This window comes from Caulobacter sp. 05L422 (assembly GCF_056397765.1).
The window spans coordinates 368,388-391,896 of record NZ_JBFTOB010000001.1; the positions used below are offsets into that span (position 1 = coordinate 368,388).

A 23,509-nucleotide genomic window follows, 5' to 3' on the forward strand; every position below is an offset into this window, starting at 1 on the left:
ATCTCTGCCTCGCCGATGACGCCGGGGAAGGCCGCGAATGCTGTACATGCTGCTGTGCTACAACAACGAGACCGAGGTCATGGGCTGGACCCAGGCGCAGGACGACGCCGTGATGGGCCGCCTGTCGGTCATCCATGAGCGGCTGGAGGCCGAGGGCAAGATGGGCCCATCGGGCCGGCTGCAGGGCACCACGGCCGCCAAGACCCTGGTCAAGAGCGAAGCCCCCTTCGTGGTCGACGGCCCGTTCGCCGAGACCAAGGAGCAGTTCCTGGGCTTCTACGTGCTGGACGTCGCCGACATGGACGAGGCCCTCGACGTGGCCCGCGAGCTTGGCGTGGCCAATCCCGGCGGCGCCTACGAGGTGCGGCCGATCCGGCTGTACCTGCCGGGCGCGATCGCGGCGGAGTAAAAATCCTTCTCCCCTTGCGGGAGAAGGTGGCGCGAAGCGCCGGATGAGGGGTCTCTCAAAAGTAGACGCCGCGTCCAGCCTGACGGCTGTGCGCGGCGTTTGCGTTCATCGACCCCTCACCCGACCCCACTTCGTGGGGCCACCCTCTCCCGCAAGGGGAGAGGGAAGAAGAGGTTCGACGCCGGAGCGCCCTCGCGGCTACTTGCCGGCGCCTTCCGCCGCGTCCTCGATCAGCTTGGCGACGACCGCCGGATTGGCGACGAAGACCGCGTGGCTGCCGGCCGTTTCGACGATGGTGGCGCCGGCCCGCGTGGCCATGGCGCGTTGGGCCGCGGGCGGGATCATCAGGTCGTCGGTCGCCAGCAGGTACCAGCTCTTCTTGGTCTTCCAGGCCGGGACGGTGATCTTGCCGCCCAGAGCCTCGACGCCCCACGGCACCTGGGAGTCGGCCATGAAGGCGGCCACGCCGGGCTCGACGTCGGCGGCGAAGGCGTGGGCGAACTTGGCGCGGTCCAGGGTCAGGAAGCCGTCCTTGGGCGGCAGGATCGGCGGGGCGGGCGCGCCGGGGACGGGGTTGGCGATCAGCGACTGCACCGACTCGCCGGTCTCCGGCGCGAAGGCGGCCACATAGACCAGGCCGGCGACCTTGGCGTCCGTGCCCGCCTCGGAGATCACCGCGCCGCCGTACGAGTGGCCGACCAGGATCACCGGGCCGTTGGTCGAGGCGATGACGCGCTTGGTCGCCGCCACGTCGCCGGTCAGCGACAGGGTCGGGTTCTGGACGATGCTGACCGTGTAGCCGTCCTTGACCAGGATGTTGTGGACGCCGGCCCAGCCCGAGCCGTCGGCGAAGGCGCCGTGGACCAGGACGATGTTCTTCACGGCCTTGGCCGAGGCGGGGGCGGCCATCGCCGGGGCGGCGTGGACGGCGAAGCCGGCGGCCAGGGTCAGGGCGGCGGCGGAAGCGATCAGGTTGCGGAACTGGGTCATCTCGGATCTCCCTTGGTGTGTTTCTGCGATAATCATTATCGCGATAACGATATGGCTACGCCCCTCGAAACGACCTGTCCAGCACTTTCTTTATCGCGATATGCTTTTTTGTGATAAAGATTGGCCAAGCGCTTGCGAGCGCCTTCAGAAGGGAGACCCGCCTTGGCCGACGACCTGATCCCGCTGGACGACCAGCTGTGCTTTTCGCTGTACAGCACGACGATCGCGATCAACCGCGCCTACAAGCCGCTGCTGGACGACCTGGGCGTCACCTATCCGCAGTACCTGGTGCTGACCGCGCTGTCGGAGAGCGACGGCCTGACCATCGGGGCCATCGCCGACCGGCTGGCCCTGGAGCCCAGCACGATCACCCCGCTGGTCAAGCGGCTGGAGCTGGCCGGCTTCGTCGGACGCCAGCGCAATGCCGACGACGAGCGGCAGGTCAATGTCACCCTGACGGAGAAGGGGCGGGCGCTCTACGCCCGCTCGGGCTGCCTGACGGGAACCCTGCTGAACCGGTCGGGCATGACGGTCGACCAGCTGGTCGCCCTCAATCACCAGGTCCAGGCGCTGCGCGACGCCCTGGTCGGCTCGGCGCCCCAAGCGCGCTAGCGTTAAACTGACGCGCTAGCGGCCTAGCCGCCGCGCTGCGACTTCTTCCATTCCTTGAACTCGCGCTTTTCGCGGTCCTTCTTGCTCTCGCCGGGGATCACCGCCTTGCCGGTGGCGACCACGACCTTGCCGGTGGTTCCGACCACGGCCCCGGTCGCGCCGACCACGGCGCCGCCGGCGGCGACGGCCAGGCAGCCCTGGCTGGCGGCGGCCACGGTCAGCAGGACGAGGGCGAGGGCGAGGCGACGCGCGAACATGGGCAGGCTCACTGAGGTTGGAGCCAGTCTTCTAGCCCGGCGGGGGTTAAGGGTCTCCGCGTCCGATGGCCGCTGTGTGGCCCTTAGATAGATCCGCTCATCCCGGCGAATGCCGGGATGAGCGGAGGGGAGGGATCAGTACTGCAGCTCCACCACGCCGGGGTCCCCCTGCCGACGCCAGGGGCCCTTGAAGGCCGGTTCGGCCCGCCGTCGACGGTCGGGGCCGAAGTACGCCTGGCAGCGGATGAACGGGCGGGGGTGCTCGATCAGCAGGTTGATGCGGTGGATCACGCCGCGCGCCGTCACCGGCTTGGCCAGGAACTCGTTGACCCCCGCGTCGCGGGCCTCGGCGACCCGGCGCATGGTGGAGTGGCCGGTGATCATGATGACCGGGGCGAACGGGGCGGGGCTGTCGGGCGAATTGCGCAGCAGGTTGACGAAGTCGATGCCGTCCAGCGGACCCATGGTCAGGTCGGTCATGACCAGGTCCATCTCGGTCTCGCGCATCATCTGCAAGGCCTCGGCGCCGTCCATCGCCTCGAAGATCTGCCGCACGCCCAGGGCCCGCAGGATTTCGGTCAGCAACATGCGCATGTGCTGATTGTCGTCGACCAGAAGGATCTTCAGCAGATCGAAGCGCACGCGCCCCCGGCTGGCTCGGACGACGCGCCGAGTGGCTCGCCTAGGCGTCAAACGTTACGGGGCCGCAACAAACGGTCAATCGGAATTTCACCTGAAAGCTCAATGTTTTCCGCCGTAAGTCGGATTGTGACATATGGGGGCCGCCGTCGATCCAGGGCCCCGAGGCCGAGTCTCGGCGCGAGTCTTTTTGCGCCCGTGTTCAGAATATCCTTAACGTCGGTGTCGCTTGATTACCTTTTGTCAACGAAAAAAATAGGAACGAGTCGCATCGCCGGAGAGTTGAAGGGGCGAAGGGATATCAATTGTATGGCCTCCCGCGACGAACTCATTAAGCGTGAAGCTCTGGAGCTTTGGAGCCAGATGCATGACGAGCCCGCGCCCGAGGTCAGTGGCGGCGAGTTGCTTGAGATCATCTGTCGAGATCTTCACGTGCAGGACTACGACCGCGTCCGCTCGCCGTTCCTCCGCCCCACGATGATCATGCGCCCCGAGGAGTGGCCGGAGGCGCGGAAGGGTTAGACCCGCCCGTTCATCCCCGGAACGAACGCGCCGCCGCCCGTCTGGGCGCGGTGGCGCAGGAAGGCGTCGGCCAGCACGCAGGCGGTCATCGCCTCGACCACCGGCACGCCGCGGATGCCCACGCAGGGGTCGTGGCGGCCCTTGGTGCGCAGGTCGATCTCCTCGCCCGCCTCGTTGACGCTCTCACGCAGGGTCAGGATCGAGGAGGTCGGCTTGAAGGCCACGCGGGCCACCACCGGCTGGCCGGTCGACAGGCCGCCCAGGACGCCCCCCGCATGGTTGGACAGGAACACAGGGCCGTCGTTGCCCATCCGCATCTGGTCGGCGTTGTCCTCGCCCGACAGCGCCGCCGAGGCGAAGCCCTCGCCGATCTCCACGCCCTTGGCGGCGTTGATCGACATCAGGGCCGCGGCCAGTTCGGCGTCCAGCTTGCCGTACAGCGGCGCGCCCCAGCCGGCCGGCACGCCGGTGGCCTCGACCTCGACGATGGCGCCGGTCGAGGAGCCGGCCTTGCGGACCTTTTCCAGATGCTCTTCCCAGACGGGGATGATCGCCGCGTCGGGCGACCAGTAGGGGTTCTGCTCGCACTGGTCCCAGTCCCAGTTCGCCCGGTCGATGGCGTGCGGGCCGATCTGCACCAGGGCCGCGCGCACCGTGACGCCGGGGATCACCAGTCGGGCGATCGCGCCGGCGGCCACCCGCGCGGCGGTCTCGCGCGCCGAGCTGCGCCCGCCGCCGCGGTAGTCGCGCACGCCGTACTTGGCGAAATAGGGGTAGTCGGCGTGGCCCGGGCGGAAGGCCTGGGCGATCTCGCCATAATCCTTGGAGCGCTGGTCGGTGTTCTCGATCACCAGGCTGATCGGCGTGCCGGTGGTGCGCTGGCCGTCGCTGCGCTCGTCCTCGAACACGCCCGACAGGATGCGAACGGCGTCCGGCTCCTGGCGCTGGGTCACGAACTTGCCCTGGCCGGGACGGCGCTTGTCGAGGAAGGCCTGGATCTGCTCGGCGGTCAGGGCGATGCCCGGCGGAACGCCGTCGACCACGCAGCCCAGGGCCGGACCGTGGCTTTCGCCCCAGGTGGTGACGCGGAACAGGTGACCGAAGGTGTTGTGCGACATGGTCGGGGGTTTAGCGGAAAGGGGCTTCTGGGGCAAAGGTTGGAGCGGCGATCACTTGCCCCCTACGGATCGCTTCGCGATCGTCTTCCCCCAGAGGGGGAAGAGGGCTTCGGGGCGTCTACGCAAACCTCCGCCCCCTATGGGGGCGGACAGACCGCGAAGCGGTCAGGTGGGGGCAAGTGGGTGAGCCGCTAGCCCCGCGTCCTCGCCGCGTCGGCCAGATAGTCCTCCAGGTTCGTCCAGCCGTCGCCGTTGCGGTCCGCCGCCCCATCCGCCTTCCTCGGATCGAACCCATGCGCCTTCTCCCAGGCGTCGGGCATGCCGTCCCCGTCCGCATCCACCGCCGCGACGCCCGACGGCAGCACCGGCCAGCCGCCGACCTGGGCCTGGCTGTCGATCTGCTTGCCGGTCTTGTCGCGGACCCCGGCCACCACCCGGGCGTCGACCGCGTCGCGGAACACCGAGGCCCCGGCGTCCTTCAGCACGCGCTCGAACGCCGAGGCCGCCGGGTCGGCCTTGACCGGCGCCACGTCGATCGGACCGCTCTGGCGATACCCCGGCGCCTGCAGCCCGGTGACCAGGCTCCACGGATCGGCGGGGACCGCGCCGTTCATGCTGTTGCCGGCGAACCAGGCCTTGGCCAGGCTGTTGCTTTCGTTGAAGGCGACGGGCTTCTCGCTGTCGGGCCCCATGACATAGGCGTTGTCGATGAAGCTGTAGGCCGCCAGGGCCGCCTTGTCGGCGTCGTAGCCGGCGTGGCCCTTGCCCCAGTTGTAGAAGACGTTGGACCGGAATTCGAAGAACGCCCCGACCGGGTCCTTGTCGGGCCCCTCGTAATTGCCCGGGCGCGGCATGCGGGCCAGGTGGTTGGCCCACAGGTTGTGGTGGAAGCTGATCTTCGAGCCGCCGCCGCCGCGGATCAGGCTGCCGTAGCCGTGGTCGCCCTTGGCGTGGATCGAGTGGCGCAGGCTTTCGGCGATGATCGACCATTGGACGGTCAGGTCATAGAACCCCTGGCCTGGATTGTCGTACCGCGCGCTGGCCGACAGGGTCTCGTCCACCGACCAGCTGGCCGAGACGTGGTCGAGGATGATCCGCCGGCCCGAATTGATCCAGATCGCGTCGCCCTCGGTCTTGCTCTCGTCGCCCAGGCGCGAGCGGATGAAGCGGATGACCACGTCGTCGGCCGACACCACCAGGGTGTGGTCGCGCACGGTGATCCCGCCGCCCGGGGCGGTCTGGCCGGCGATGGTGATCTGGCCGTTGGCGATCTTCAGCTCGCTCTTCAGCGGGATCGTGCCGGCCACCTCGAAGACGACCGTGCGCGGGCCCTTGGCCTCGACGGCGGCGCGCAGGGAGCCGGGGCCGGAGTCCTCCAGGTTGGTGACCTTGATCACCGTCCCGCCGCGCCCGCCGACCGACAGCCGTCCCGCGCCCTCGGCGCCGGGGAAGGCCGGGACCTCGCGCGGCGCGGCGTGGGCCGCGGTGACGGCGCTCAAGGCCAGGGCGGCGGTCAAGACGGTTCGGAACATCTGCGGTTTCCCCCATTTATTCCGCCCACAATCCTCCAGCCACGAAATCCTGTCCACCGGTGTCATTGGCTTGCGGCAAGGCTTTGCGGTGACCGGCGCATGACAACGCTGTCGAGCGTTGATGATTAATGAGGCAAAGATTGCCTCATAACTGAACATATCCACAGGGCCTGTGCCACGAAAGGTGCGAAAAGGCGCGACGGATTGTCCGACCCCCATCCCCGAAAGCTGACACTGGTGTCATTCTCGCTTGTCTGGCGAGTGATTCGGCTGTTCGCATCCCGCCGCCGGTTTCGGGGGAAACCTTTCATGGCCGACGAAGACGCCAGTCTCCGCCCAGAACGCATTCTGGAGCTCAGCGAGCGCCTGTCCGCCGTGGCCGGCGAGAAGATCGGCGAGATCGCCTACGTCAACCGCTCGGCCAAGATGCTGGCCATCAACGCTCTGATCGTCGCCGCGCGCGCGGGCGAGGCGGGGCGCGGCTTCGCGATCGTGGCCGAAGAGTTCAAGACCATCTCCACCCAGATCGACGTGGTGGCCGCCGCCCTGGAGAGCCAGGTGCGCGCCGACCTCAACGAACTGACCAAGATCGGCGGCGCGATCCTGGGCCACCTGCGCGGCCAGCGCCTGGCCGACCTGGCGCTGAACGCCATCGAGATCATTGACCGCAACCTCTATGAGCGCACCTGCGACGTGCGCTGGTGGGCCACCGACAGCGCCGTGGTCGACTGCGTGGCCGCGCCCTCGCGCGAAGCCGCCACCTACGCCAGCCAGCGTCTGAAGGTGATCCTCGACGCCTACACCGTCTATCTGGACCTCTGGATCGCCGACCCCACCGGCCGGGTGGTCGCCAGCGGCCGCCCCGACAGGTATCCGGCCGCCAAGGCCGTGTCGGTGGCCGAGACCGAGTGGTTCAGGAACGCCATGCGCACCAAGTCGGGCGACGACTTCACGGTCTGCGACATCGAGCGGGTCAAGGCGCTGAACGACGCCCCGGTCGCCACCTACGCCACGGCCATCCGCGAGGGCGGCCAGGCGGGCGGCAAGGTGATCGGCGTGCTGGGCGTCCACTTCGACTGGAAGCCCCAGGCCCAGGCGGTGGTCGACGGCGTGCGCCTGACCGACGAAGAGAAGGCCCGCTCACGCGTGCTGCTGCTCGACCAGAACCACCGGGTGCTGGCCAGTTCGGACGGCAAGGGCGTGCTGGAGGAGACCTTCAAGCTCGACACCACCGGCGGCGACATGGGCAGCTACGCCGACGGCGCCCGCACCATCGGCTACGCCCTGACCCCGGGCTACGAGACCTACGAGGGCATGGGCTGGTACGGCTGCCTGGTCCAGACTTCGGAGGAGCAAAAGCCGGCCGCCACCTTTCGCCCCGCGGTGACGGCGGCTCCGAAGCTCAGCGCGGCTTAGAGCGCCTCCCAGAACCGGAACGCCCGATACCCCGCGCCGATGTCCGGGCGCGAGACGCCGAACAGGTCGGTGATCGACACCACCACGCTGAACAGGGCGTCGTTGACCGGCGGCACCAGGAAGATCGCCAGGAACAGCCCGATGAACACCAGGCCGCCGAACTTCGCCGCCTGTCGCTGGACGGCGACCGGCAGGTAGGGGCGGATCACGCCGAAGCCGTCCAGGCCGGGCAGGGGCAGCAGGTTCAGGACCAGGGCGAAGGCCTGCAGGAAGGCCAGGAAGGCGGCGGCGCGCGACAGCGGGCTGGTCTCGACGCCGAACGCCCGGTCGGCGGCCAGGCACAGGACCAGGCCGATCAGCACGCCCAGCGTCCCCAGCGGCCCGGCCAGCGAGGCCAGTGCCCGGCCGCGCTTGCTGCGCATCAGGTCGTCGCGCAGATAGACCGCGCCGCCGGGAAAGCCGATCCCGCCCATGGCCAGGGCGACCAGCGGCAGCAGCAGGCTGGTCGACAGGTCGGTGTATTTCAGCGGGTCCAGGGTCAGGTAGCCCTTCTCGGCGATCGTGTGGTCGCCGGCCTTGTGGGCGACGAAGGCGTGGCAGAACTCGTGGACCACCACGCTGAGGATCCAGCCCACCACCACGAACGCGAAGGTCAGCACGCCGGGCGGATCGGGCATCCGCGCCAGGGCGAAGGCCAGGGCGGTGAAGATCGCGATCAGGATCAGGGCGTTGGCGCTGATCGGGGCGGGCTTGGGTTTAAGAGCGGGGACGTCGGTAAAGGTCATCGCCCCTTATACCCTCTCCCATGGGGAGAGGGAGGGGCCCAAGCAAAGCTTGGGAGGGTGAGGGGGTAAACCGTCCGACGGCGTGCCGGCAGGGCGCTATGTGAAATCGGTGAGGGCGTCACCCCTCACCCTCCCACGACTGCGTCGCGGGTCCCTCCCTCTCCCCTCCGGGAGAGGGTTTAGTCCACCCCCGCCAACACCGCCCGGATCGTCTCCACCACCTGGTCCACCTGCGCCTTCTCGATGATCAGCGGCGGCGACAACGCGATGATGTCCCCCGTCACCCGGATCAGCAGGCCCTGGTCGAACGCCGTCTCGAACGCGGCCATCGCCCGGGCGGTCGGGGCGCCGGGCCTCGGCTCCAGCTCGATCCCGGCGATCAGGCCGAAGTCGCGGATGTCGATCACGTGGCGGGCGTCCTTCAGCGAATGCACGGCCGCCCGCCAGTAGGGCTCCATCTCCAGCGCCCGCGTGAACAGGCCCTCCTCCTGATAGACCTCCAGCGCCGCCATGCCCGCCGCGCAGGCCAGGGGGTGGGCCGAATAGGTGTAGCCGTGGAAGAGCTCGATGGGGGCGTCGGCGCCGTCCATCATCGCCTGGTAGACGCCCTCCGACGCCGCCACCGCGCCGGCCGGGACGGCGGCGTTGGTCAGGCCCTTGGCCATGCAGATCATGTCCGGGATCACCCCGAAGCGCTCGGCCGCGAAGGCCGCGCCCACCCGGCCGAAGCCGGTGATCACCTCGTCGAAGATCAGCAGGATGTCGTGCTTGTCGCAGATCGCCCGCAGGCGCTGCAGGTAGCCTTCCGGCGGCACCAGAACGCCGGTCGAGCCGGCCACCGGCTCGACGATCACGGCGGCGATATTGCTGGCGTCGTGCAGGGCGACGATGGCCTCCAGCGCGTCGGCCAGCTCGGCGCCGTTCTTGGGCAGGCCCTGCGAGAACAGGTTGCCGGCCACGCCGTGGGTGTGGGGCAGGTGGTCGACGCCGATCAGCAGCGAGCCGAAATACATCCGGTTCTTGGGGATGCCGCCCACCGAGATGCCGCCGAAGCCGACGCCGTGATAGCCGCGCTCGCGGCCGATCAGCCGGGTCTTGGTCCCCTTGCCCCGCGCCCGGTGGTAGGCCAGGGCGATCTTCAGGGCGGTGTCGACCGACTCCGAGCCCGAGCCGGTGAAGAAGATCCGGTCCAGCCCCGGCGGGGTGATCTGGGCGATGCGCGAGGCGAAGGCGAAGGCCGCCGGGTGGCCCATGTTGAAGCTGGGCGCGTAGTCCATCTCGCCGGCCTGGCGGCGGATCGCCTCGACGATCCTGGGCCGATTATGCCCGGCGTTGACGCACCACAGGCCGGAGGTGGCGTCCAGGATCTGGCGGCCGTCGGGCGTGGCGTAGTGCATGCCCTCGGCGCGGCTGAGCATCCGGGGATTGGCCTTGAACCGCCGGTTGGGCGTGAACGGCATCCAGAAGGCGTCGAGGTCGTTGGCGCCGAAATCGGGCATGGCGGAACTCCGGATCAGGCTTGCCCAAGAGGCCTTGCATTGTGATCGCGATTGGAGGTCTCCTGGCAAGGTCCAATGACCTTTTGAGGGGAAGGCAGCGTGTCTGAGCCAAAACCCCGCAAACCCCTCGCCGACAGCCAGGCCGTCCACGACCAGGTCTACGAGGCCATCCGCCAGGCCCTGATCACCGGCCGCATCGCGCCGGGCGTCGGGGTCAGTCTGCGCAGCCTGGCCGCCGAGCTGGGCGTGTCGCCGATGCCGGTGCGCGACGCCGTGCGGCGGCTGGTGGCCGAGCGGGCCCTGGCGATCAATCCGGCCAACAAGCGATTGAGCGTGCCGTCGCTGACCGGGGCCCGGCTGGAGCAGCTGTCGGTGGCCCGGCTGTGGATCGAGCCCGAGCTGGCGGCCCGCGCCGCGCCCCATGTCGACGCCGCCCTGGTCAAGCGCCTGCGCGAGCTGGACGCCGCCGTCGACGACGCCCTGAAGCTGGGCGACGTCGACGCCTACATGACCGCCAACCACGACTTCCACTTCGCCATCTACGAACGCGCCGACGCCGAGGTGCTGCTGGCCATGGCCAACGGCCTGTGGCTGCAGATCGGGCCGTTCATGCGCGTGGTGTTCGGCCGGATCGGCGCCGACGGACTCGTGGCGGATCGTCACGTCGAGGCGGTGGAGGCCCTGAAGCTCCATGACGTCGAAGGCGCCCGCCGGGCCATCGCGGCGGACTTGTCCGAGGGCATGGACAAGATGCGGGTCGCGGTGGAGGAGGGGCGGTGAGGGGGAGCGCTCGGTTGGGGACAGGCGCATGCGCCTGTCCCCAGTCCGTTCAGCGGCGCCCGCCGCTTGGGCGCCCCGTACGTCGAGCACCGCCCGACCTTGACAGTCGCCCACCCGACGCAAACTGTGATCACAGTTTTCAGAGAGACCCCGCTTGACCGCCCCCTCGATCTTTGACGCCCTCAAGAGCCTGTCGCTGCCCGGGCGGGCGGTGATCGACGGCGCGTTGGTCGATGCGGCGTCGGGGGCGACGTTCCACAATGTCTCGCCGCGCGACGGGACGGTGATCAACCAGGTCGCCGCCTGCCAGGCCGTCGACGTCGACCGCGCCGTCGCCTCGGCCCGCGCCGCCTTCGAGGACGGCCGCTGGCGCGACCAGGGCCCGCGCGCCAAGAAGGCGGTGCTGTTCAGGCTGGCCGAGCTGATGGAGCGCGACGCCGAGGACCTGGCCCTGCTGGAGAGCCTGGACACCGGCAAGCCGATCCGCGACGCCCGGGCGGTCGACGTCCCGCTGTCGATCGGCACCACCCGCTGGTACGCCGAGGCGCTGGACAAGATCTATGGCGAGGTCGGCGCCTCGCCGATCGACCGCCTGTCGTGGGCCGTGCAGGAACCGCTGGGGGTGATCGGCGCGATCGTGCCGTGGAACTTCCCGCTGCACATGGCGATGTGGAAGGTCGCCCCGGCCCTGGCCATGGGCAACTCCGTCGTGTTGAAGCCCGCCGAGCAGTCGCCGCTGACGGCGCTGAAGCTGGGCGAGCTGGCCCTTGAAGCTGGGCTCCCGGCAGGGGTGCTGAACGTGATCCCCGGGTTGGGCGGCGTCGCCGGCGAGGCCCTGGCCCTGTCGATGGACGTCGACATGATCGCCTTCACCGGCTCGGGTCCGGTGGGCCGGCGGCTGATGGAATATTCGGCGCGCAGCAACCTCAAGCGCGTGTCGCTGGAGCTGGGCGGCAAGTCGCCCCAGATCGTCTTCGCCGACTGTCCCGACCTGGACGCCGCCGCCGAGGCCGCCGCCTGGGGCGTGTTCTATAACCAGGGCGAGGTCTGCACCGCCGCCTCGCGCCTGCTGGTGCAGGACGGCATCAAGGACGCCTTCCTCGAGAAGGTGATCGCTGTGGCCAGGACCATGGTCCCCGGCGATCCGCTGGATCCAGAGACCAACTTCGGGGCGATGGTCAGCGAGCGGCAGATGAACACCGCGCTCGACTACATCGCCACCGCCGACAGCCAGGGCAATCGCCGCGTGCTGGGCGGCAAGCGGGTGCGCCAGGACACAGGCGGCTTCTATGTCGAGCCGACCATCTTCGACGGGTTGGCGGCGGACCACACCCTGGCCCGCGAGGAGGTGTTCGGGCCGGTGCTGGGCGTGCAGACCTTCAAGGACCAGGACGAGGCGGTCCGCCTGGCCAACGACACCGTCTACGGCCTGGCCGCCGGCCTGTGGACGTCGGACATCAACCGCGCCCTGACCTCGGCGCGCCAGCTGAAGGCCGGGCTGGTGTGGATCAACGGCTGGGACGCCTGCGACATCACCATGCCGTTCGGGGGCTTCAAGCAGTCGGGTTTCGGTCGCGACCGCAGCCTTCACGCGTTGCACAAGTACGCCGACCTGAAGTCGGTGTCCGTGACGCTGAGGTAGCCTGACATGACCCTTGAACTCGTCGAAACCGCCGCCTTCATCGACGGCCTCTGGATCGAGAGCGAAACCACCTTCGAGGTGCTGAACCCGGCCGACGGGACGGTGATCACGCGGGTCGCGGACCTCGGCGCGTCCGAGACCAAGGTCGCCATCGAGGCCGCCCATCGCGCCTTCCCGGCCTGGGCCGCCAAGACGGCCAAGGAGCGCGGGGCGATCCTGCGCAAATGGTCCGACCTGATCCTGGCCCACGCCGAGGCCCTGGCCCGGCTGATGACCGCCGAACAGGGCAAGCCGCTGGCGGAGTCGCGGGGCGAGGTGTCGTACGGCGCGGCGTTCATCGACTGGTTCGCGGACGAGGCCAAGCGCGCCTATGGCCACTCGATCCCGTCGCCGATGCCGGGCAAGCGCCTGATGTCGATCAAGCAACCCGTGGGAGTCTGCGCGGCCATCGCGCCGTGGAATTTCCCGATCGCCATGATCACCCGCAAGGTCGGCCCGGCCCTGGCCAGCGGCTGCACCGTGGTGGTCAAGCCGGCGGCCGAGACCCCGTTGTGCGCCCTGGCCATCGCCCGGCTGGCGGTGGAGGCCGGCGTGCCGGCCGGCGTGCTGAACGTCGTGACCGGCAAGGACTCCAGCGCCATCGGCAAGGCCCTGTGCGACGACGCGCGGGTGCGCAAGCTGTCGTTCACCGGCTCGACCCCGGTGGGCAAGACGCTCTACGCCCAGTGCGCCGGCACCATGAAGAAGCTGTCTCTGGAGCTGGGCGGCAACGCGCCGTTCATCGTCTTCGACGACGCCGACCTGGAGGCCGCCGTCGACGGGGCCATCGCCAGCAAGTACCGCAACACCGGCCAGACCTGCGTCTGCGCCAACCGGCTGATCGTCCAGTCGGGCATCCACGACGCGTTCGTCGCAAGGCTGACCGAGAAGGTCGCGGCGATGAAGGTGGGGCCGGGGACCGGCGAGGGCGTGACCATCGGCCCCCTGATCAACGACAAGGCCATCGCCAAGGTCGAGAAGCTGGTGCGTGAAGCCGTGGAGCAAGGCGCCAAGGCCACGGTCGGCGGCGAGCGTCACGAACTGGGCGGCCTGTTCTGGCAGCCCACGGTGCTGATTGGCGCGACGCCCGACATGCGCCTGTTCCAGGAAGAGATCTTCGGCCCGGTCGCGCCGATCGTGAAGTTCGAGACCGAGGCCGAAGCCATCGCATTGGCCAACGCCACGCCGTTCGGCCTGGCCTCCTACTTCTACAGCCGCGACGTCGGCCGTTGCTGGCGGGTGGCCGAGGCCATCGAGGCGGGGATGGTCGGGATCAACGAGGGCATCATCTCCACCGAGGTGGCGCCGTTCGGCGGGGTGAAGGATTCCGGGCTTGGGCGGGAGGGGTCTTCCGAGGGCTTGGACGAGTATCTGGAGACGAAGTACCTGTGCTTTGGCGGGGTTTCTGGATGACCTCCACCTGCTTAACCTCACCGCCGTCATCCTGGGCCTTGTGCCCGGGACCCCTCTGTCCGCCGCAGGTGCAGTTGGGTGGCGCGCTGGCGCGCCAATGCGCTTCACCGTCAGCTGAACGAAGGGTCCCGGGCACAAGGCCCGGGATGACGGTTGAAATGGGGTTTGTTGGGGTAGGGGTGGCATGACCCCCAAACCCGCCAACGCCCCGATCCTCGCCGACCTGATCCAGGACGAGCTGCGCCGCTTCGTCGCCGAGCACCCGCGCTCGTGCGCGATGTCGCGGCAGTCGGCCGACGTCTGGCGGGGCGGGGCGCCGATGCACTGGATGACCGACTGGGCCAGTCCGTGTCCGATCTTCGCGGCCCAGGGCGTCGGAGCCCAGATCACCGACGTCGACGGCAAGCTGTACGACGACTTCTGCCTGGCCGACACGCCGGCCATGTTCGGCCACGGCCAGGAGGCGGTCGCCCGGGCCATCGCCGACCAGGCCCGGCGCGGGACCGGCTTCATGCTGCCCACGGCCGGGGCGGTGATCGTCGGCCGGCTGCTGGCCGAGCGCTTCGGCCTGCCGCTGTGGCAGATGGCGACCACCGCCAGCGACGCCAACCGCGCCGCCATCCGCTGGGCGCGCGCCGTGACCGAGCGCCCGGTGATCCTGGTGTTCGACGGCTGCTACCACGGCATGGTCGACGACGCGTTCGTGACGCTGAAGGACGGCGTCCCGGTGATGAAACCCGGCCTGCTGGGCCAGGTCCACGACCACACCGCCACCACCCGCGTCGTGCCGTTCAACGACCCCGAGGCCCTGGCCGCCGCCCTGGCCCCCGGCGACGTCGCGGCCCTGCTGGCCGAGCCGGCCATGACCAATTGCGGGATGATCCTGCCCCAGCCGGGCTTCCTGCAGGTGATGCGCGACCTGACCCGCCAGGCCGGGACGCTGCTGGTCATCGACGAGACCCACACGATCTCGACCGCTCCCGGCGGCTATGCCCGCGCCCATGGGCTGGAGCCCGACATGCTGGTGGTCGGCAAGGCCATCGCCGGCGGCGTGCCGGCCGCGGTCTGGGGCGTGACCGCCGAGCTGTCCGAACGGATGGACGTCGCCGCCGCCCGCGTCGGACCAGGCCAGTCGGGCATCGGCACCACCCTGTCGGGCAACGCCCTGGCCCTGGCGGCCATGCGGGCCATGCTGGCCGAGGTGATGACCGACGCCGCCTACGCGCGGATGCTGGCCGGCGCCGAGCGGCTGATGGAGGCGCTGCGCGGGATGATCGCCGTGCGCGGCCTGCCCTGGTCGGTGGTCCATGTCGGGGCGCGGGTCGAGCTGGTCTTCGCCCCCTCGCCGCCGAAAAACGCCGCCGCCATGCGCGAGGCGCTGGACCCGGACCTGCTGTCCGCGCTTCATCTGTGGCTGATCAACCGAGGGGTGCTGATCGCGCCCTTCCACACCATGATGCTGGTGTCGCCGATGACCGAGGACGCCGCCATCGACCGCCTGGTCGCGGCGGTCGACGGGTTCGCGGCGGCGCTCGAGGGACTGAGTTTATGAGTACTGCCATGGTCGCCGACCCCCAGGAATGCCGCGACTTCCTTGCCGCCCATCCGCAGGTGAAGTACGTCGACGTGTTCTTCACCAGCATGACCGGGGTGCCGCGCGGCAAGCGGCTGCGGGTCCACGAGCTGCAGGCGGTCTACGACTACGGCCGTTTCCTGCCCGGCTCGATCCTGGTGGTCGACACCAACGGCGCCGACTGCGAGGACACCGGCCTGGTCTGGGAGGACGGCGACGCCGACCGCCGGGCGAGGCCCGTGCCCGGAACCCTGACCCTGGCGCCCTGGCTGGGGCCGGACATGGCCCAGGTCATGCTGTCGCTGTACGAGCTGGACGGCGCGGCCAACGACCTGGATCCGCGTCATGTGCTCAAGCGCGTGCTGGACCGCTTCGCCGCCGACGGCCTGACGCCGGTCGCGGCCTGCGAGCTGGAATACTACCTGGTCGACCAGGTGCGCGGCCCGGGCGGCGAGCTGCTGCCGGCCCGCTCCCACCAGACCGGCGAGCGGCCGCACGGCATCCAGGTCTACGGCCTGCCCGAGCTGGAGGCCCACGCCCCGTTCCTGCGCGAGTTGTGGGACGTCTGCGACGTGCTGGGCGTGCCGCTGGAGGGCGCGATCTCGGAGTTCGCTCCGGGGCAGGTGGAGCTGACGCTCAAGCACAAGCCCGACGCCCTGGAAGCCGCCGACGACGCCCTGCGCTACAAGCGGGCCGCCAAGGGCGTGGCCCTGAAGCACGGCTGCGAGGCCACCTTCATGGCCAAGCCCTGGGCCGACCAGGCCGGCAACGGCTTCCACGTGCATGTCAGCTTCAACGACGCGGCGGGGAACAACCTGTGCGCGGCCGACGACCTCGAAGGCTCGCCCCTGCTCAGGCACGCGATCGGCGGCATGAAGGCGCTGATGGCCGACTGCATGGCCATCCTGGCGCCCAACGCCAACAGCTATCGCCGCTTCAAGGCCAACAGCTACGCGCCCGTCGCCCCGACCTGGGGCGTCAACAACCGCACGGTCAGCCTGCGCGTGCCGGCCGGTCCGCCGCCGACCCGCCATGTGGAGCACCGCGTGGCCGGGGCCGACGCCAATCCGTACCTGGTGCTGGCCGCGCTGCTGGCCTGCGCCCACCACGGGATCAGCAACAGGATCGATCCGGGCCCGGCGGTGGTCGGCGACGGCTACGCAGCCGCGGCCAAGGAGAAGATCCGCCTGCCCACCGATTGGTGCGCGGCGGTCAACCTGTTCGAGGCCAGCGACGTGCTGCGCGACTATCTGGGCGAGCGGTTCGTGGAGATGTTCGTCTCGGTCAAGCGCACCGAGCAGGCGCGCTTCGGCGAGGTGGTCACGCAGCTGGATTATGACTGGTATCTGCGCAACGCCTGACGGCGGGGCGCTGGGAGTACGGCTTGAGTTGAACGGCGCGGAGGGCAGGGGCCTGATGCGTCACGGAACAAACCAAGGGGAGTTTTGACGCCATGACGAACCGCATTCTCGGCACCCGCCGCTCGCTGCTGACGGCCATGGGCGCCGCGGCCATCGGCATCAGCTTCACCGCCTGCGGCCAGAAGCCCGCCGGCGAGGCCGCCAAGACGGCCGGCGGCGAGGAAGCCAAGCTGAACTTCTACAACTGGGACACCTATATCGGCGACACGACGCTGGACGACTTCAAGAAGGCCACCGGCGTCGACGTGAACATGAGCCTGTTCGCGACCAACGACGAACTGTTCGCCAAGCTGAAGGCGGGCAACGCCGGCTACGACGTGATCGTGCCGTCCAACGAGTTCGTCACCCGCATGAGCCAGGCCGGCATGCTGGAGGTGCTGGACCACGCCAAGATCCCCAACATCAAGAACATCGACCCGGCCTTCCTCGACCCCGACTACGACAAGGGCCGGAAGTACTCGATGCCCTACACCTGGCTGGTGCTGGGCATCGGCTACAACAAGAAGAAGGTGAAGGGCGTCCCCGACAGCTGGAAGTACCTGTTCGACAGCGCCGAGTATAACGGCCGCATCGCCCTGCTGTCGGAAAGCGCCGACCTGATCCGCTTGGCCGCCAAGTACAAGGGCCACAGCGTCAACAACATCCCGCCCGAGCTCGTCACCGAGATCGAGAAGATGCTGATCCGCCAGAAGCCCTATGTGAAGGCGTTCCACGACGACAACGGCCAGGACATGCTGCTGGCCGGCGATGTGGACCTGGTGCTGGAGTACAACGGCGACATCGCCCAGGCGATGAAGGAGAACCCGGACCTGGACTTCGTGATCCCGAAGGAAGGCTCGCTGCTGAACTCCGACACCCTGTGCATCCCCAAGGGCGCGCCGCGTCCGGACAACGCGCACAAGTTCATCAACTACCTGCTGGACGCCAAGGCCGGGGCCGAGATCTCCAAGACGATCCTCTACCCGACGCCGAACGCGGCCGCGAAGGCGCTGATGCCGCCGGAATACAAGGACAACCCCGTGATCTTCCCGCCGGCCGCGATCCTGGCCAAGTGCGAGTACGGGGCGTTCGAGGGGGCCGAGAAGGCCAGCCTGTACGAGGAAGTCATCACCCGGGTGCGGGCGGCTTAGTCGGGCTGAAGGCCCTCCCCCTGTGGGGGAGGTGTCGCCGAAGGCGACGGAGGGGGGAGTTGGCCGAGGTGGGTCCGCTCCCCCCACCGGCCCATTCGGGCCGCCTCCCCCATAGGGGGAGGAACTGAGAAAGGGGACCACGCGATGGAGCAGAGCTGGAAACAGGCAAAGTCCGTCTTCGCCACGGCGCTCAGCGCGCCGCTGGTGTGGCTGGTGCTGTTCTTCCTGGTCCCGCTGGCCATCGTCTGGGCCTACAGCTTCGGCCACAACGAGGGCCTGACCCAGATCGCCATCACCGGCACGTTCAAGAACTACGCCCGGGCGATCGAGCCGCTGTACCTGAAGATCTTCCTGAAATCGGCCGGGGTGGCGGCCCTGACCACCGGCCTTTGCCTGGTGATCGGCTTCCCGGTGGCCCTGGCCATCACCTTCGCCTCGCAGAAGGCCAAGACCTGGCTGCTGCTGCTGATCATGCTGCCGTTCTGGACGAACCTCTTGATCCGCACCTACGCCCTGATCGCGGTGCTGCGCAACGAGGGCTACATCAACAAGGGCCTGGAGGCGGTCTGGGACCTGGCGGCCAAGATCATGCCGCTCCAGCCGTTCCAGCCGCTGGAGATGATGCACACCAATTTCGCGGTGATCGTCGGCCTGGTCTACGTCCACCTGCCGTTCATGGTGCTGCCGCTGTATTCGGCGCTGGACCGGCTGGACAAGTCGCTGCTGGAGGCCAGCCTCGACCTGGGCGCCGGGCACATGCGCACCCTGTTCAAGGTGGTGGTGCCGCTGGCCCTGCCGGGCATCGCCTCGGGCGTCCTGATCACCTTCATCCCGGCCCTGGGGGCCTATCTGACCCCCGACCTGCTGGGCGGCCCCGACAGCCAGATGATCGCCAACGTCATCGAGCGCCAATTCAAGCGCGCCAACGACTGGCCCTTCGGCGCGGCCCTGTCGTTCCTGCTGATGTACCTGACCTTCGTGGCGATCGCGGTGCAGGCGCTGCTGTCGCGCGGCAAGAAGGGGGCTCAGGCATGAGCGTCTTGAAGCCGCGCCCCTCTAGGCCCTCCCCCTGTGGGGGAGGCGATCGCGCAGCGATCGGAGGGGGGAGTGTTCGGCAGACGACCGCGCCCCGGATCCTCGACCCTAAAACTCCCCCCACCGGCCTTCGGCCGCCTCCCCCACAGGGGGAGGGCCTGAGCTGCGTCGCTCGGGGAGGTTTCGCATGACCAAGCGCAGTGCCCCCGGCCCCCTCGAATACCTCCGCCGCTGGCAGATGCAGGCCTGGCTGGCGGCGGTTGGGATCTTCCTCTACGCGCCGCTGATCGCCCTGATGGCCTTCAGCTTCAACGACAGCCGGCGCAACATCGTCTGGAAGGGCTTCACCCTCAAATATTACGAAAAGGCCCTGAACAACGATGGGCTGATCGAGGCCTTCGCCAACAGCCTGACCATCGCGGCCCTGTGCACGGTGCTGAGCGTGGCGCTGGGCGCCATGGTCGCCCTGGTGCTGTGGCGGTTCCGCTTCCCGGGCAAGACGGTGCTGGACGGCGCCCTGGCCCTGCCGATCGTGGTGCCCGAGATCTGCATGGGCGTGGCCATGCTGGTGTTCTTCGCCAAGGTCCTGCCCTGGCCCGTGGGCCTGCCCTGGCCGCTGAACCTGGGGGCCATCACCATCGCCCACGTCTCGTTCTCGTTCCCGTTCGTGGCGGTGGTGGTCCGTGCCCGGATGGCCAGCTTCAACCGCGAGATGGAGGAGGCGGCCCGCGACCTGGGGGCCGGCGAGTGGCGCACGATCAAGGACGTGATCCTGCCGCACATGGCCCCCTCGCTGGTGGCCGGCGCCCTGCTGGCCTTCACGCTCAGCCTGGACGACTTCGTGATCACCTTCTTCACGGCGGGGCCCGACACCGTGACCTTCCCGGTGAAGGTCTATTCGATGGTGCGGTTCTCGGTGACGCCCGAGGTCAACGCGGCCTCGACCATCCTGATCGTGCTGACCGTGATCCTGACCGCCGTGGCGCTGAAGCTGCAGGGCGACCCGGCGGGCGTGGCCGGCGGGCATGGGGACAAGGCATGACCGCGTCGCACACCATCACCAGGGGGACCCGAGGGTGACCAACCAACCCATCATCACCTTCGAGAACGTCACCAAGCGCTTCGGCAAGATGGTGGCCGTCGACAACGTCTCGCTCAGCATCCAGGAGGGCGAGTTCTTCTCGCTGCTGGGACCGTCGGGCTGCGGCAAGACCACCCTGCTGCGGATGCTGGCCGGGTTCGAGACGCCGACCGAGGGCCGCATCCTGATCGACGGCCAGGACGTCTCGACCGTGCCGCCCAACAAGCGGCCCGTGAACATGGTGTTCCAGTCCTACGCCGTATTCCCGCACATGAGCGTGCACGACAACGTCGCCTACGGCCTGAAGGTCGACCGGGTGAGCAAGGCCGAGCGCGACAAGCGGGTCGAGGAGGCGCTGGATCTCGTCCAGCTGCACGGCCTGGCCCAGCGCCGGCCCGACCAGCTGTCCGGCGGCCAGCGGCAACGCGTCGCCCTGGCGCGAGCTCTTGTGAAACGGCCCCGCGTGTTGCTGCTCGACGAGCCGCTGTCGGCCCTGGACGCCAAGCTGCGCGACCAGATGCGCACCGAGCTGTGCACCCTGCAGGAGAAGGTCGGCATCACCTTCATCATGGTCACCCACGACCAGGACGAGGCCCTGGCGCTGGCCAGCCGCTGCGCGGTGATGAACCGCGGCGTGCTGCAGCAGGTGGCCGGTCCCAGCGACCTCTACGAGTTTCCCAACAGCCGCTTCGTGGCCGACTTCATCGGCAGCGTGAACCTGTTCGAGGGCGTGCTGGCCGTCGACGAGCCCAGCCACGCGGTGGTGAAATCGCCCGACCTGGACTGCGACATCTTCCTCGATCACGGCGTCACCGGCGCGCGCGGCGGCACGGTCTGGGCCGCCCTGCGGCCCGAGAAGATCGAGCTGCACAAGCGCCCCGAAGGCGCGCCGCCGCCCAACATGGGCGACTGTCCGCTGGGCCAGAACGCGGTGGCCGGGGTGATCAAGCACGAGGCCTATCTGGGCGGGACGAGCGTCTACGAGGTGGAGATCAAGAGCGGCCGGCGGGTGAAGGTCACGCGCCCGAACCTGACGCGCTGGGACCAGGAGGACTTCAAGCTGGGCGAGGCCGTGTGGCTGGGCTGGCATGCGTGCTCGCCGGCGGTGTTGTTGAGCTGATGACAATGGCTCACCCCCTTGCCCCCACCTGGCGGCTGCGCACGCCAAGTCCCTCCCCCCGTGGGGGAGGTGTCGCCCGAAGGGCGACGGAGGGGGGCGTGATCGGCAACTGGCCGGGTCTGCGATCTTCGATCCGACAACTCCCCCCTCCGATCGCTACGCGATCGCCTCCCCCACAGGGGGAGGGACTGCGGTCCGTAGGGGGCAAGTTATGACCCGCCCCGTCGCCGGGATCATCTGCTGCACCCGCACCGTCGGGATCGAGCCCGCCCAGGCGGTGATGAACCGCTACGTCGCCAGCGCCATGCGCTACGCCGACGCCGCGGCCCTGCTGGTACCGTCGATGCCCGAGCTGATGAAGGCCTCCGAGGTCGCCGCCCGCCTGGACGGCCTGATGCTGACCGGCAGCCCCTCGAACATGGACCCCGCCCTCTACGGCCAGGACGTCGCCGACGCCCCCGGCCCGTTCGACGCGGCGCGCGACACCATGACCGCCGACCTGATCAAGGCGATGCTGGACCTGGGCCGCCCGGTGTTCGGCGTCTGCCGGGGCTTCCAGGAGATCAACGTCGCGTTCGGCGGCACGCTGCGGCGGGACATGGGTCATGGAGGAGGAGTGGGGGCCGACGAGCTGATCGCCCACCACGCCCCCGACGAGGTCGACTTCAACGGCATGTTCGACCACGAGCACCGCGTCGACCTGACTCCCGGCGGCGTGCTGGCCCAGGCCTTCAACGCCGAGGCCGCGACCGTCAATTCCGTGCACTACCAGGGCGTCGACCGCCTGGGCGAGGGCCTGCTGGTCGAGGCCCGCGCGCCCGACGGCGTGGTCGAGGCGGTGTCGGCCAAGATCAACGGCGCGCCCGTCCTGGCCGTCCAGTGGCACCCCGAATGGAAGACTGAGCGCAACCCGCAGAGCCAGGCGTTCTTCCAGGTGTTCGGGCGGGCGCTGCGGGGCGAAGGGCTGCGCCCGCCCGCCTAGCTCTATCCCGTCTTCCCGCGAAGGCCGGGGCCCAGGTGAAGTCCCGCCTTCGCCGGGAAGACGGACCGAAAGCAAAACAAGAAACTAGAACGCCAGGAGTACCCCGATGACCGTCCCGATCCGCAACCACGACATCGCCGAGCTGAAGCGCCTGGACCTGGCCCACCACCTGCCGGCCCAGGCCGACCACAAGGTGCTGGCCGAGCTGGGCGGCAGCCGGATCATCACCCGGGCCGACGGCGTCTACATCCATGACGGGGAGGGCCACCAGATCCTCGACGGCATGGCCGGGCTGTGGTGCGTCAATGTCGGCTACGGCCGCGACGAGCTGGCCAAGGCGGCCTACGACCAGATGCTGGAGCTGCCCTACTACAACACCTTCTTCAAGACCGCGACGCCGCCGCCGGTGAAGCTGGCCGCCAAGATCGCCGAGAAGATGGGCGGCCATCTGACCCACGTCTTCTACAATTCGTCGGGCTCGGAGGCCAACGACACGGTCTTCCGCCTGGCCCGCCACTACTGGAAGCTGAAGGGCCAGCCCAGCCGCACCGCCTTCATCAGCCGCTGGAACGCCTATCACGGCTCGACCGTGGCCGGCGTCTCGCTGGGCGGCATGAAGCACATGCATGCCCAGGGCGACCTGCCGATCCCCGGCGTCCACCACGTCATGCAGCCCTACCAATTCGGCGAGGGTTTCGGCGAGGATCCGGCCGCCTTCCGCGACCGCGCCGTGAAGGAAATCGAGGACAAGATCCTCGAGGTCGGCCCCGAGAATGTCGCCGCCTTCATCGGCGAGCCGGTGCAGGGGGCGGGCGGGGTGATCATCCCGCCGGACGGCTACTGGCCGGCGGTCGAGGCCCTGTGCCGCAAGTACGGGATCCTGCTGGTCTGCGACGAGGTGATCTGCGGCTTCGGGCGGCTGGGCCAGTGGTTCGGCCATCAGCACTACGGGATCAAGCCCGACATGATCGCCATGGCCAAGGGCCTGTCGTCCGGCTACCTGCCGATCTCGGCCGTCGGCGTGGCCGATCACATCGTCGCCGAGCTGCGGGAGAAGGGCGGCGATTTCATCCACGGCTTCACCTATTCGGGCCACCCGACCGCCGCCGCCGTGGCGCTGAAGAACATCGAGATCATCGAGCGCGAGGGCCTGGTCGAGCGCACCCGCGACGACACCGGGCCCTATCTGGCCAAGGCCCTGGCCACGCTGAACGACCACCCGCTGGTCGGCGAGACCCGTTCGCTGGGCCTGATCGGCGCGGTCGAGATCGTGCGCGAGAAGGGAACCAACCATCGCTTCCTCGACAAGGAGGGCGAGGCCGGGCCGATCGTGCGCGACCTGTGCATCGCCAACGGCCTGATGGTGCGCGCCATCCGCGACAGCATCGTCTGCTGCCCGCCCCTGATCATCACCCACGCCCAGATCGACGACCTGGTGGGGATCATCCGCAAATCCCTGGACGAGGCCGAGCCGGTGCTGCGGGCGTTGAAGCCGGAGGCGGCAGCGTGAGCAG

22 protein-coding genes are annotated in these 23,509 nt (G+C 69.0%); 15 read left to right on the forward strand and 7 right to left on the reverse strand.

Annotated features, from left to right (window positions below; all coding sequences use genetic code 11):
* The first annotated feature begins 37 nt into the window (after window positions 1–37).
* A complete protein-coding gene (locus AC1DMQ_RS01550) occupies window positions 38–409 on the forward strand; it encodes a YciI family protein (RefSeq protein WP_477031791.1) in 372 nt (123 codons plus the stop codon).
* Between the two features lie 198 nt (window positions 410–607).
* On the opposite strand, the gene AC1DMQ_RS01555 is transcribed toward AC1DMQ_RS01550, so the two are convergent.
* A complete protein-coding gene (locus tag AC1DMQ_RS01555; protein WP_477031792.1) occupies window positions 608–1,399 on the reverse strand; it encodes an alpha/beta fold hydrolase in 792 nt (263 codons plus the stop codon).
* Window positions 1,400–1,561: 162 nt separating this feature from the next.
* Here AC1DMQ_RS01555 and AC1DMQ_RS01560 point away from each other — a divergent pair, with 162 nt between their 5' ends.
* Window positions 1,562–2,011 (forward strand): MarR family winged helix-turn-helix transcriptional regulator, encoded by a 450-nt coding sequence (locus tag AC1DMQ_RS01560; RefSeq protein ID WP_477031793.1) that lies wholly within the window; start codon window positions 1,562–1,564, stop codon window positions 2,009–2,011.
* Between the two features lie 23 nt (window positions 2,012–2,034).
* Here AC1DMQ_RS01560 and AC1DMQ_RS01565 read toward each other — a convergent pair whose 3' ends face one another.
* Window positions 2,035–2,268, reverse strand: a complete 234-nt coding sequence (locus tag AC1DMQ_RS01565) for a hypothetical protein (protein WP_477031794.1) — start codon at window positions 2,266–2,268, stop codon at window positions 2,035–2,037.
* A gap of 135 nt (window positions 2,269–2,403) precedes the next feature.
* On the reverse strand, window positions 2,404–2,910 hold the full coding sequence (locus AC1DMQ_RS01570; RefSeq protein ID WP_477031795.1) for a response regulator: 507 nt from the start codon (window positions 2,908–2,910) through the stop codon (window positions 2,404–2,406).
* Window positions 2,911–3,216: 306 nt separating this feature from the next.
* Between AC1DMQ_RS01570 and AC1DMQ_RS01575 the strand changes: the two genes are divergently transcribed.
* Window positions 3,217–3,429: a hypothetical protein gene (locus tag AC1DMQ_RS01575; protein ID WP_477031796.1), complete on the forward strand. Its 213-nt coding sequence runs from the start codon at window positions 3,217–3,219 to the stop codon at window positions 3,427–3,429.
* Here AC1DMQ_RS01575 and aroC read toward each other — a convergent pair.
* Both aroC and AC1DMQ_RS01585 read right to left on the reverse strand, forming a co-directional pair.
* Complete coding sequence (aroC, locus tag AC1DMQ_RS01580; RefSeq protein ID WP_477031797.1) at window positions 3,426–4,547, reverse strand: chorismate synthase; 1,122 nt, start codon at window positions 4,545–4,547, stop codon at window positions 3,426–3,428. The two genes, AC1DMQ_RS01575 and aroC, sit on opposite strands and share 4 nt — an antisense overlap.
* A gap of 191 nt (window positions 4,548–4,738) precedes the next feature.
* Window positions 4,739–6,079 (reverse strand): pectate lyase family protein, encoded by a 1,341-nt coding sequence (locus AC1DMQ_RS01585; protein WP_477031798.1) that lies wholly within the window; start codon window positions 6,077–6,079, stop codon window positions 4,739–4,741.
* Between the two features lie 309 nt (window positions 6,080–6,388).
* On the opposite strand from AC1DMQ_RS01585, the gene AC1DMQ_RS01590 reads away from it, so the two are divergent.
* A complete protein-coding gene (locus AC1DMQ_RS01590; protein WP_477031799.1) occupies window positions 6,389–7,495 on the forward strand; it encodes a cache domain-containing protein in 1,107 nt (368 codons plus the stop codon).
* Here the strand turns inward: AC1DMQ_RS01590 and AC1DMQ_RS01595 are convergent.
* Both AC1DMQ_RS01595 and aptA read right to left on the reverse strand, forming a co-directional pair.
* Window positions 7,492–8,280 (reverse strand): site-2 protease family protein, encoded by a 789-nt coding sequence (locus tag AC1DMQ_RS01595; protein ID WP_477031800.1) that lies wholly within the window; start codon window positions 8,278–8,280, stop codon window positions 7,492–7,494. The two genes, AC1DMQ_RS01590 and AC1DMQ_RS01595, sit on opposite strands and share 4 nt — an antisense overlap.
* Before the next feature lie 179 nt (window positions 8,281–8,459).
* The gene (gene aptA, locus AC1DMQ_RS01600) at window positions 8,460–9,779 is read right to left on the reverse strand and encodes an omega-aminotransferase AptA (protein WP_477031801.1); all 1,320 of its coding nucleotides are present in this window, start codon (window positions 9,777–9,779) and stop codon (window positions 8,460–8,462) included.
* A 99-nt stretch (window positions 9,780–9,878) separates the two neighbouring features.
* On the opposite strand from aptA, the gene AC1DMQ_RS01605 reads away from it, so the two are divergent.
* From AC1DMQ_RS01605 to AC1DMQ_RS01655, 11 genes are all read left to right on the forward strand, one after another.
* Window positions 9,879–10,559 carry a GntR family transcriptional regulator gene (locus AC1DMQ_RS01605; protein WP_477031802.1) on the forward strand — a complete coding sequence of 227 codons (681 nt, stop codon included), beginning with the start codon at window positions 9,879–9,881 and terminating at the stop codon, window positions 10,557–10,559.
* Between the two features lie 154 nt (window positions 10,560–10,713).
* On the forward strand, window positions 10,714–12,201 hold the full coding sequence (locus AC1DMQ_RS01610) for an aldehyde dehydrogenase (protein WP_477031803.1): 1,488 nt from the start codon (window positions 10,714–10,716) through the stop codon (window positions 12,199–12,201).
* 6 nt (window positions 12,202–12,207) lie between these two features.
* The gene (locus AC1DMQ_RS01615; protein ID WP_477031804.1) at window positions 12,208–13,653 is read left to right on the forward strand and encodes an NAD-dependent succinate-semialdehyde dehydrogenase; all 1,446 of its coding nucleotides are present in this window, start codon (window positions 12,208–12,210) and stop codon (window positions 13,651–13,653) included.
* Between the two features lie 184 nt (window positions 13,654–13,837).
* Window positions 13,838–15,205, forward strand: a complete 1,368-nt coding sequence (locus AC1DMQ_RS01620; RefSeq protein WP_477031805.1) for an aspartate aminotransferase family protein — start codon at window positions 13,838–13,840, stop codon at window positions 15,203–15,205.
* 8 nt (window positions 15,206–15,213) lie between these two features.
* The gene (locus AC1DMQ_RS01625; protein WP_477031806.1) at window positions 15,214–16,587 is read left to right on the forward strand and encodes a glutamine synthetase family protein; all 1,374 of its coding nucleotides are present in this window, start codon (window positions 15,214–15,216) and stop codon (window positions 16,585–16,587) included.
* Window positions 16,588–16,679: 92 nt separating this feature from the next.
* Window positions 16,680–17,777 carry an ABC transporter substrate-binding protein gene (locus AC1DMQ_RS01630; protein ID WP_477031807.1) on the forward strand — a complete coding sequence of 366 codons (1,098 nt, stop codon included), beginning with the start codon at window positions 16,680–16,682 and terminating at the stop codon, window positions 17,775–17,777.
* A gap of 144 nt (window positions 17,778–17,921) precedes the next feature.
* On the forward strand, window positions 17,922–18,812 hold the full coding sequence (locus tag AC1DMQ_RS01635; RefSeq protein ID WP_477031808.1) for an ABC transporter permease: 891 nt from the start codon (window positions 17,922–17,924) through the stop codon (window positions 18,810–18,812).
* Window positions 18,813–18,999: 187 nt separating this feature from the next.
* A complete protein-coding gene (locus AC1DMQ_RS01640) occupies window positions 19,000–19,854 on the forward strand; it encodes an ABC transporter permease (RefSeq protein WP_477031809.1) in 855 nt (284 codons plus the stop codon).
* On the forward strand, window positions 19,838–21,013 hold the full coding sequence (locus AC1DMQ_RS01645; RefSeq protein ID WP_477031810.1) for an ABC transporter ATP-binding protein: 1,176 nt from the start codon (window positions 19,838–19,840) through the stop codon (window positions 21,011–21,013). Before AC1DMQ_RS01640 ends, AC1DMQ_RS01645 begins: the two co-directional genes overlap by 17 nt.
* A 211-nt stretch (window positions 21,014–21,224) precedes the next feature.
* Window positions 21,225–21,995, forward strand: coding sequence for a gamma-glutamyl-gamma-aminobutyrate hydrolase family protein (locus AC1DMQ_RS01650; protein WP_477031811.1), 771 nt, complete (start codon window positions 21,225–21,227; stop codon window positions 21,993–21,995).
* Window positions 21,996–22,101: 106 nt separating this feature from the next.
* Entirely contained in the window at window positions 22,102–23,505 is a 1,404-nt protein-coding gene (locus AC1DMQ_RS01655; protein WP_477031812.1) for an aspartate aminotransferase family protein, read from the forward strand.
* The last annotated feature ends 4 nt before the right edge of the window (window positions 23,506–23,509 follow it).